Origin of the sequence: Stenotrophomonas sp. 3diitr2024 (assembly GCF_042136455.1) — a bacterium.
Lineage (GTDB): Bacteria > Pseudomonadota > Gammaproteobacteria > Xanthomonadales > Xanthomonadaceae > Stenotrophomonas > Stenotrophomonas sepilia.
In genome coordinates, this window is record NZ_JBHHMJ010000631.1 from 1 (window position 1) to 8,610 (window position 8,610).

The 8,610-nt window shown below is 64.4% G+C and carries 8 protein-coding genes; 5 read left to right on the plus strand and 3 right to left on the minus strand.

Features of this window, described 5'->3' with window-relative positions; all coding sequences use genetic code 11:
- The first annotated feature begins 210 nt into the window (after positions 1-210).
- Positions 211-2,121 (plus strand): CocE/NonD family hydrolase, encoded by a 1,911-nt coding sequence (locus ABGA94_RS16325; protein ID WP_111128813.1) that lies wholly within the window; start codon positions 211-213, stop codon positions 2,119-2,121.
- Positions 2,122-2,193: 72 nt separating this feature from the next.
- Here the strand turns inward: ABGA94_RS16325 and ABGA94_RS16330 are convergent, their stop codons facing one another.
- Complete coding sequence (locus ABGA94_RS16330; RefSeq protein ID WP_134956073.1) at positions 2,194-2,658, minus strand: SMI1/KNR4 family protein; 465 nt, start codon at positions 2,656-2,658, stop codon at positions 2,194-2,196.
- Positions 2,659-2,909: 251 nt separating this feature from the next.
- Positions 2,910-3,863 carry an AraC family transcriptional regulator gene (locus ABGA94_RS16335; RefSeq protein ID WP_053499560.1) on the minus strand — a complete coding sequence of 318 codons (954 nt, stop codon included), beginning with the start codon at positions 3,861-3,863 and terminating at the stop codon, positions 2,910-2,912.
- 320 nt (positions 3,864-4,183) lie between these two features.
- On the opposite strand from ABGA94_RS16335, the gene ABGA94_RS16340 reads away from it, so the two are divergent.
- Both ABGA94_RS16340 and ABGA94_RS16345 read left to right on the plus strand, forming a co-directional pair.
- Positions 4,184-4,942, plus strand: coding sequence for an SDR family NAD(P)-dependent oxidoreductase (locus tag ABGA94_RS16340; protein ID WP_134956074.1), 759 nt, complete (start codon positions 4,184-4,186; stop codon positions 4,940-4,942).
- A 126-nt stretch (positions 4,943-5,068) separates the two neighbouring features.
- The gene (locus ABGA94_RS16345) at positions 5,069-5,518 is read left to right on the plus strand and encodes an MgtC/SapB family protein (protein WP_049422814.1); all 450 of its coding nucleotides are present in this window, start codon (positions 5,069-5,071) and stop codon (positions 5,516-5,518) included.
- 70 nt (positions 5,519-5,588) lie between these two features.
- On the opposite strand, the gene ABGA94_RS16350 is transcribed toward ABGA94_RS16345, so the two are convergent.
- Complete coding sequence (locus ABGA94_RS16350) at positions 5,589-5,981, minus strand: hypothetical protein (RefSeq protein ID WP_138951762.1); 393 nt, start codon at positions 5,979-5,981, stop codon at positions 5,589-5,591.
- 239 nt (positions 5,982-6,220) lie between these two features.
- On the opposite strand from ABGA94_RS16350, the gene lldP reads away from it, so the two are divergent.
- Together lldP and ABGA94_RS16360 are read left to right on the plus strand one after the other, a co-directional pair.
- On the plus strand, positions 6,221-7,879 hold the full coding sequence (gene lldP / locus ABGA94_RS16355) for an L-lactate permease (protein ID WP_375367806.1): 1,659 nt from the start codon (positions 6,221-6,223) through the stop codon (positions 7,877-7,879).
- 53 nt (positions 7,880-7,932) lie between these two features.
- Positions 7,933-8,610, plus strand: a 678-nt coding sequence (locus ABGA94_RS16360) for an FCD domain-containing protein (RefSeq protein ID WP_375367807.1), incomplete at its 3' end; no start/stop codon positions are given.

The window sequence follows — 8,610 nt, forward strand, 5'->3', positions numbered from 1 at the left end:
CGGCCGCTGGCCGGCAACTTCATGATCCTGGGCGCGTTACGCGGTTGCCGGCCAGCGGCCGGCACTACCTTTCGCCGACGAGCGCAGCGGCACCGCAGGCACATGTGCCATCAGTCCTGCCTGCATCGACCGAAGAATGCAAAGCCTGCACACACTTCACGGCGCCAGGCAGGAGTAGGCTTGGGGCTTTCCTGCCGGGAGGGGTTGTCCATGCGTGTGCGTGCCGTCGCTGTAGCCATTGCCCTTTGCCTGTCCAGCACCGTGCTGGCCGCCGATACCCCGCCGATGACCCCGGATATCAGCGGCAAGCCGTTCGTTGCCCCCGATGTCGGTCGCGACTACGACAAGCGCGTGGTGATGGTGCCGATGCGTGATGGCATCAGGCTGTATACGGTGATCGTGGTGCCCAAGGGCGCCCACAATGCGCCGATCCTGCTGACCCGGACTCCCTATGATGCTGCCGGTCGCGCCAGCCGCAGTGATTCGCCGCGCATGCGCGACCTGTTGCCGCAGGGTGACGAGGTGTTTGTCGACGGCGGCTACATCCGCGTGTTCCAGGATATCCGCGGCAAGTATGGTTCCGAGGGCGATTACGTGATGACCCGGCCGCTGCGCGGGCCGTTGAACAACACCAAAGTCGACCATTCCACCGACGCCTGGGACACCATCGACTGGCTGGTGAAGAACGTACCGGAGAGCAATGGCAAGGTCGGCATGCTCGGCTCGTCGTACGAGGGCTTCACCGTGGTGATGGCGCTGACCGACCCGCACCCGGCACTGAAGGTGGCCGCACCACAGAGCCCGATGGTCGATGGCTGGATGGGCGACGACTGGCTCAACTACGGTGCGTTCCGCCAGGTCAACTTCAACTACTTCGCCATGCAGACCGAGAAGCGCGGCAAGGGTACGCCGCTGCCCAGCCTCGGCTACGACGACTACAGCACCTTCCTGCGCATCGGCTCGGCAGGCGACTACGCGCGTTTCACCGGCGTGGACCAGCTGACCTGGTGGAAGAAGCTGGTCGAGCATCCGGCCTATGACGGCTTCTGGCAGGGCCAGGCGCTGGACGCGGTGATGGCAAGGACACCGCTGAAGGTGCCGACCATGTGGCTGCAGGGCCTGTGGGACCAGGAGGACATGTGGGGTGCCAACCACGCCTATCAGGCGATGGAAGGACGCGATAGCGGCAACAACCGCAATTACCTGGTGATGGGCCCGTGGCGACACAGCCAGGTGAACTACAGCGGCAGCGAACTGGGTGCGCTGAAGTTCGACGGCGATACCGCGCTGCAGTTCCGCCGCGACGTGCTCAAGCCGTTCTTCGACCAGTACCTGGTGGATGGCGCGCCGAAGGCCGATACGCCACCGGTGCTGATCTACAACACCGGCGAAAACCACTGGGACCGCTTGAAGGGTTGGCCGCGCAGCTGCGACAAGGGATGTGCCGCCAGCAGCAAGCCGCTGTACCTGCGCGCCGGCGGCAAGCTGGCGTTCCAGGCACCGGCGGCGGGCGAGGGCGACTTCGAGGAATACGTGTCCGACCCGGCCAAGCCGGTGCCGTTCGTGCCGCGCCCGGTCCGCTTCGGTGACCGCGACATGTGGACCACCTGGCTGGTCAAGGACCAGCGCTTTGTCGATGGCCGTCCGGATGTGCTGACCTTCATCACCGAACCGCTGACCGCGCCGTTGCGCATCGGCGGCGCGCCGGTGGTGCACCTGCAGGCCTCGACCAGCGGCACCGACAGCGACTGGGTGGTGAAGCTGATCGACGTGTATCCGGACCAGGAAGCGTCGACGCCGGAAATGGGGGGCTATGAGTTGCCGGTGTCGCTGGCGATCTTCCGTGGCCGCTACCGCGAGAGCTTCAGCGATCCGAAGCCGCTGGCCGCCAACCAGGTGCTGCCGTACCGTTTTGACCTGCCCAACGCCAACCACACGTTCCAGAAGGGCCACCGGGTGATGGTGCAGGTGCAGTCCAGCTTGTTCCCGTTGTACGACCGCAACCCGCAGACCTACGTGCCGAACATCTACCTGGCCAAGCCGGGCGATTACCAGAAGGCCACGCAGCGCGTGTGGCACAGCGCTGCGCAGGCCAGCTACATCGATCTGCCGGTGTATTGAGGCCCGCAGGGTGACGCCGGGCCGTGCCTGGTAGCACGTGGTAGTGCCGGTCGCTGGCCGGCATTTCCATGTTCAAGGATAAAGGTTGTCGCTAGTCAGCAGGCCGCTGTCGAACTTACGAAAGAGTTCGGCAATAGATTCGGCGATGGGCTTGCCCTGGCTGATATCGAGATCGGCCAGATCGAATGAGACGATCTGGCCGGGTCTGAGCAAACGGAGATCGAGCGCAATGAGCGTCGATCCACCGTCCGTTCCAATGCCCATCAGGGAGTCGCCAAGATAACGACGGATCTGGTAGCTGCCGTTAAGCTGAATGATGCTGGCGATGGACCACAGGTCGACATAAGCATGAGGGAACACGCAGCGCCCACCGTTTGACCAACGCAGGAGCTGTATGAAGCCCTCTGGAATCGCTGCCTCGCTCCAATGTGCCTGTAAGCTGCGTAGATCGTCCGTATGCGCGCCTGTCTCGGGTAGCCACGGACTTTGGATGCATCGGATGAAGTAAGGCGTGCTTGGCTGATCTCGGTTGTCCACGAGAAGTCCCTGTAGTCAGCCTTACTACGATGCCGCGGCCCATCTTTCGCCGCAATGGGCATCTGCGACATGCGCAAAGATGTGCCGGGAATATGATCGCTTTCAGCGCGTGTCGACCAAGGTCGACACCTACCAGGGCTGAGCCATGGCAGGTGGATCCAGGCGGGTGTGGTAGTGCCGGCCGCTGGCCGGCATCCGCAATGGCGCAGGAGCGTGTCGACCAAGGTCGACACCTGCCAGGGCCCGGGCCTTCAGCCCACCTTCGACGGGCCCGTACGCCAGCGGCTGGGGACCAGGCCGAAGCGCTTGCGGAACGCGGCGGCGAAGTTGCTGGGGTGGCGGTAGCCGCTGGCGGCGGCAGCCTGCTCGACGGTCCATCCGTTTTCGCGCAGGCCCTGTTCGGCATGGCGCATGCGCTGCTCATGCAGGTAGTCGAACACCGAGCTTCCATATTGCTGGGCAAAATGGCGGCGCAAGGAGCTGGGGCTCATGCAGGCCAGCTGGGCCAGTTCGATCAGGCTGTGGGCATGGCTGGGGTCGTCATGCAGATAGCTGCGCACTCGCTCCAGCCGCTCGCGCTGGCCGGCGCGCAGCGTGCGTATATGCTCGGTCTGCATATCCTCGGCCTGCAGGCCGACGGCCAACACCTGCAGGGCCACGCCTTCGCGCCACAGCGCATCGATGTCGTCCTGCCAGGGGCTGTCGAACAATTGGGCGAGCGTCGGCAGCAAGGCATGCGGAATGGCCCAGTGGCGGCACTGCAGAGGGGAATGAAGGACCCGTTGCAGTGCCGGCAGGCGCAGCATGTCCACGTCCAGATCGGCCGGTACGCTCAAGCTGACCCCGCGCAGGTGGCTGCCACCGGGATGCAGCCCGGCCATCGACACAGGTTCATGGTGGCTGGTGGTCATGCCTGTGCCGGCGCGCAGGGTGAACCCCTTGCGACGAGGAAACTGGACATCCACTTCGCCCTGAAGCATCAGGCGGATGGTCAGGCCGGCACCGTGCACAGCGGTGGCCGTGTAGGTGAACCGGTTGTGCACGTCCGAGGCGATCAGGCCCAGGCCACCGCGCAGTGACTGTTCGTGGACGTCGCCACGCCCTGCCCATTGGTCGTCGCGCAGTTCACTCCCTTCGATCCGGTAGTCGTAGCCATGGCGTTCGCCGAACTGGCGGTAATCAGCAAAAGTGAAATATCGGGACATCGCTCTGCGCAAACACAGGTTGAATTGAATGTGTCGAAGAATCTGGAAGCGTTTCCCATTGTCGCCGCGATTCGCGCGCTTTTGACTTCGATAAGGTCAAAACGATTGGCGATTACGGCCAAAGTGAAAATGCCGAAGAACATACGCCGGCGTTTTGCACGCATATCCGTACGTAGTTCCATACATAAACTGCGGTTGAGGTTTCATGGCTGGAACGATCTGGAGATGCGATGTCAGCCCGACCATCACGGGCGTGCGCGTAGGGTGGGTCGGTTGGCTGTTGCAGGCCGCTTTGATACCCCCACCGATGGAGAATGGAGATGATTGATTACCAGTTGACCGGCAAGACCGCGATCGTGACCGGCGGCGTGTCGGGCATCGGCCTGGCCGTGGCACAGACGCTGGCCGCATCCGGTGCCCGTATTTCGGTCTGGGACCTGAAGCAGGATGCAGTGGATGCCACCGTGGCGCAGTTGCGCAGCACCGGCACACAGGCCATCGGCATCGCGCTGGACGTCACCGACGACGCGGCGGTGGAGGCAGCGGTGCAGCGCACGATCAAGGAACTCGACGGCCTGCACGTTGCGGTCAACAACGCCGGCATCAGCGGGCCGGCGGCCAGCAGCGGCGACTATCCGATTGATGGCTGGCAGCGCGTGATCGATGTCAACCTCACCAGCGTGTTCCTGTGCCAGCGTGCGCAGATCCAGGCCATGCGCGCGGCCGGCACGGGCGGCAGCATCATCAACATGGCCTCGATCCTGGGCCAAGTGGGGTATGCCGGCTCCACTGCATATGTGGCCGCCAAGCACGGCGTGGTCGGGCTGACCCAGACAGCCGCGTGGGAACATGCGGCTGACGGCATCCGTGTCAACGCAGTGGGGCCGGGCTTCATCAGCACACCGCTGCTGGAGAAGATGGACCCGAAGGTGCGCGCCACGCTGGAAGGGCGGCACGCGTTGAAGCGGCTGGGTACGCCGCAGGAAGTGGCCGCATTGGTAGCCTGGCTGGCCAGCGACGATGCCTCGTTCGCGACCGGCACGTACTACGCCATCGATGGTGGCTACCTGGCGCAATGAGCGAATGCGGTCAGTAGATCCACGCCATGCGTGGATGAAAGCGTGCGGTGAAGAAGGCGTGCCATCGCCTTCACCGCCGTCCCACGACCGCCGCGCGACGCTCCGGGAAAATTCCGGAGCTTTCCCATGGAACTTACCCAGGATGTCTCGATCCTGCTGCGCGTAGCCGCAGCGATGCTGTTCGGCGGTGTGCTCGGTGTCGAGCGGGAAATGGGCAAGCACGCCGCCGGCCTGCGTACGCACATGCTCATTGCCGGAGCGGCGGCATTGATCGTCGGTCTCGGCGACTCGGTGGCCGAGCATTTCCAGCAGGAGCGTTACCGCGATCTGCTGCAGGTTGATCCGGTGCGCCTGATCGAAGCGGTGGTGGCCTGTGTCGGCTTCGTGGCCGCTGGCACCATCCTGCGTGGGTCACGCGAGGACCAGGTCAGCGGCCTGACCACGGCCAGCTCGCTGATCATGGCAGCGGCCATCGGGATTGCAGTGGGGATCAGCAAGTACGTGATCGCCATCGGGGTGAGCGTGCTGTGCGTGCTGGTGCTGGCGGTGATGCGGCGGTTGGAGAAGAAGATCTAAGGGGTTGAGGGAGTGGGATCAGAGTCCCTTCGGGGGATCTGATCGTGATTCCAAGGCGGAGTTGAAGCAGTCAGATCTGCTGCGAAGTGTTGCGCTGCAGGATGGCCAGTGCTCTGGCCAGCATCTGGTCAGGAACATCCGTCGTAGCGCCGTACAGATCTGCGATTCCCACTTCAACGCAGGAACAGATCAGGTCATTCAACTCCTCGTGCTTGTCTGTGGCGATCTGCCCCAACAGAGATGGCGGCAATGGATCGCCTCGACCCGCGATCTGAAGCTCTGAGCCTGCCTGATCCCAGTCTGGCAGGGCCATGGGTTCGCCCGAATCCGGATATGCGCGCAGGTGGGCGATGAGCGCATCCAAGCCTGCATGATTGAGAAGGTTCGCTTCAGCGTAGCCGGCCAGACAGTCAGCTGCCTGTTGCTGCATGGACTGCAGGTCGCGGGTGGGGGCGAGTGTCATTCGTGTACCAGACATTGGGCAGGATCCAGTGTGGTGGATGCGCGCCACGGTCTCAACCGTCTTAATGGTCGTACCAATAGTTCATTCTAGCCCTATGGTCTAATAGGCTCTTCGCGCAATCAGCGGTTCAATCTGCGTCCAGTGGCTCCATAAATCCATTATTGGTACGACCAATAATGCTGAAGCCCACGACCGCCCACCCCTGCGGTGTTGAACCCGTCCCCCAGTCGAGAGTCTTCATGCAGCCCTGGCAACACCTGTACGACCCCGCTGGCAACCTGTGGTTGTCGAGCCTGATCGCGCTGCTGCCGATCGCGTTCTTCTTCGTTGCCCTGGCCGTGCTGCGCATGAAGGGCTGGCTGGCCGGCACGATCACCGTGGCCATCGCACTCGGCGTGGCCCTGCTGTTCTACCGCATGCCGGTGACGCAGGCGCTGGGCGCGGCCGGCTTCGGTTTCGTCTACGGCCTGTGGCCCATCGCGTGGATCATCATCGGTGCGGTGTTCCTCTACAAAGTTTCGGTCAAGACCGGGCAGTTCGACATCATCCGCGCCTCGATCCTGTCCGTGACTGAAGACCAGCGCCTGCAGATGCTGATGGTCGGTTTCGCGTTTGGTGCCTTTCTGGAAGGCGCGGCCGGCTTCGGTGCGCCGGTGGCGATCACCGCAGCGTTGCTGGTCGGGCTGGGCTTCAAGCCGCTGTATGCCGCCGGCCTGTGCCTGATCGTCAACACCGCGCCGGTAGCGTTCGGCGCGATGGGCATTCCGATCATCGTGGCCGGGCAGGTCACCGGCCTGGACGCATTCGAGATCGGCCAGATGGCCGGCCGTCAGTTGCCGTTCCTGACCATCATCGTGCTGTTCTGGATCATGGCGATCATGGATGGTTGGCGCGGTATCAAGGAGACCTGGCCGGCGGTGCTGGTGGCCGGTGGCTCGTTCGCCATCGCGCAGTACCTGACCTCGAACTTCATCGGCCCGGAGCTGCCGGACATCACCGCGTCGCTGGCGTCGCTGGTGTGCCTGACCCTGTTCCTGCGCCGCTGGAAGCCGGTGCGGATCTTCCGTTTCGACACCGAAACCAGCGCCGAGGCGGCCGCACAGGCACTGGAGGCACCGCGCCACAGCGTCGGCCAGATCGCCAGGGCATGGTCGCCGTTCCTGATCCTCACCGCGATGGTCACGCTGTGGAGCATCAAGCCGTTCAAGTCGCTGTTCGCGGCGGGCGGTCCGCTGGAAGGCTGGGTGCTGAAGATCCCAGTGCCGGGCCTGGACCAGCTGGTGCAGAAGATGCCACCGATCGTGGATGCGCCGCTGAGCTATGACGCCATCTACAAGTTCGACTGGTTCTCGGCCACCGGTACCTCGATCATCCTGGCCGGGGTGATTGCCATCATCGTGCTGCGCATGCCTGCACGTTCGGCGCTGCAGACCTTCGGCGAGACCGTGCGTGAGCTGCGCATGCCGATCTACTCGATTGGCATGGTGCTGGCGTTCGCCTTCATCGCCAACTACTCGGGACTGTCTGCCACGTTGGCCCTGGCACTGGCGCATACCGGCGACGCGTTCCCGTTCTTCTCACCGTTCCTGGGCTGGCTGGGCGTGTTCCTGACCGGTTCGGACACCTCGTCCAATGCCTTGTTCTCGGCACTGCAGGCCACCACCGCACAGCAGATCGGCGTGTCCGACGTGCTGCTGGTAGCGGCCAACACCACCGGCGGTGTCACCGGCAAGATGATCTCACCGCAGTCGATCGCCATTGCCTGCGCGGCGGTCGGCCTGGCCGGCAAGGAGTCGGATCTGTTCCGCTTCACGGTCAAGCACAGCCTGATCTTCACCACGATGGTCGGCCTGATCACCCTGGCCCAGGCTTACTGGCTGACCTGGATGATTCCCTGAGCCATGCGCGGCTGGCCGACCACCCGCTGCGCGCTTCGGGCCACAATGGCGCCATGAGCACGCAACGTATTTCGGACAAGGTGGCTGCGCAGCTGCGCGGCCTGGTGCAGGAACAACAGCTGCGGCCGGGCGACCGGCTGCCGGCCGAGCGCACCCTGGCGGTGCAGCTGGGGGTCTCGCGCACCGCGCTGCGCGAGGCCATCGCGCAGCTGGCCAGCCAGGGCCTGTTGACCGCACGGGTCGGTGGCGGCACCTACGTGGCCGAGCCTGCGGCACGCGCGCGGCAGGCGCTGGATGAACCGCTGGCGCCGTACCTGCCGCTGTTCCAGGGCGACCCGGAATACCGCTTCGACGTGCTGGAGATCCGCCACGCGCTGGAAGGTGCCACCGCCTGGCATGCGGCGCTGCGTGCCACCGACGAGGACCGCGCGCGCATCGCACAGGCCTTCCAGACCATGATGGACGCGCACGGCAAGGACGACCCCACCGGCGAGGCGGAGGCCGACGCGGCCTTCCACCTGTCCATCGCCGAGGCCTCGCACAACCTGGTGCTGCTGCAGGTGATGCGCGGGCTGTTCGAACTGCTGCAGACCAACATCTCGCAGAGCCGCGAAAAGCTCTACACCTCGGCGAGGACCTTCTCGCCGCTGTCCGACCAGCACCGCGAGATGATGGATGCGGTGCTGGCCGGCGACCCCGAACGCGCGCGCGCCGCCGCGCATGCCCACCTC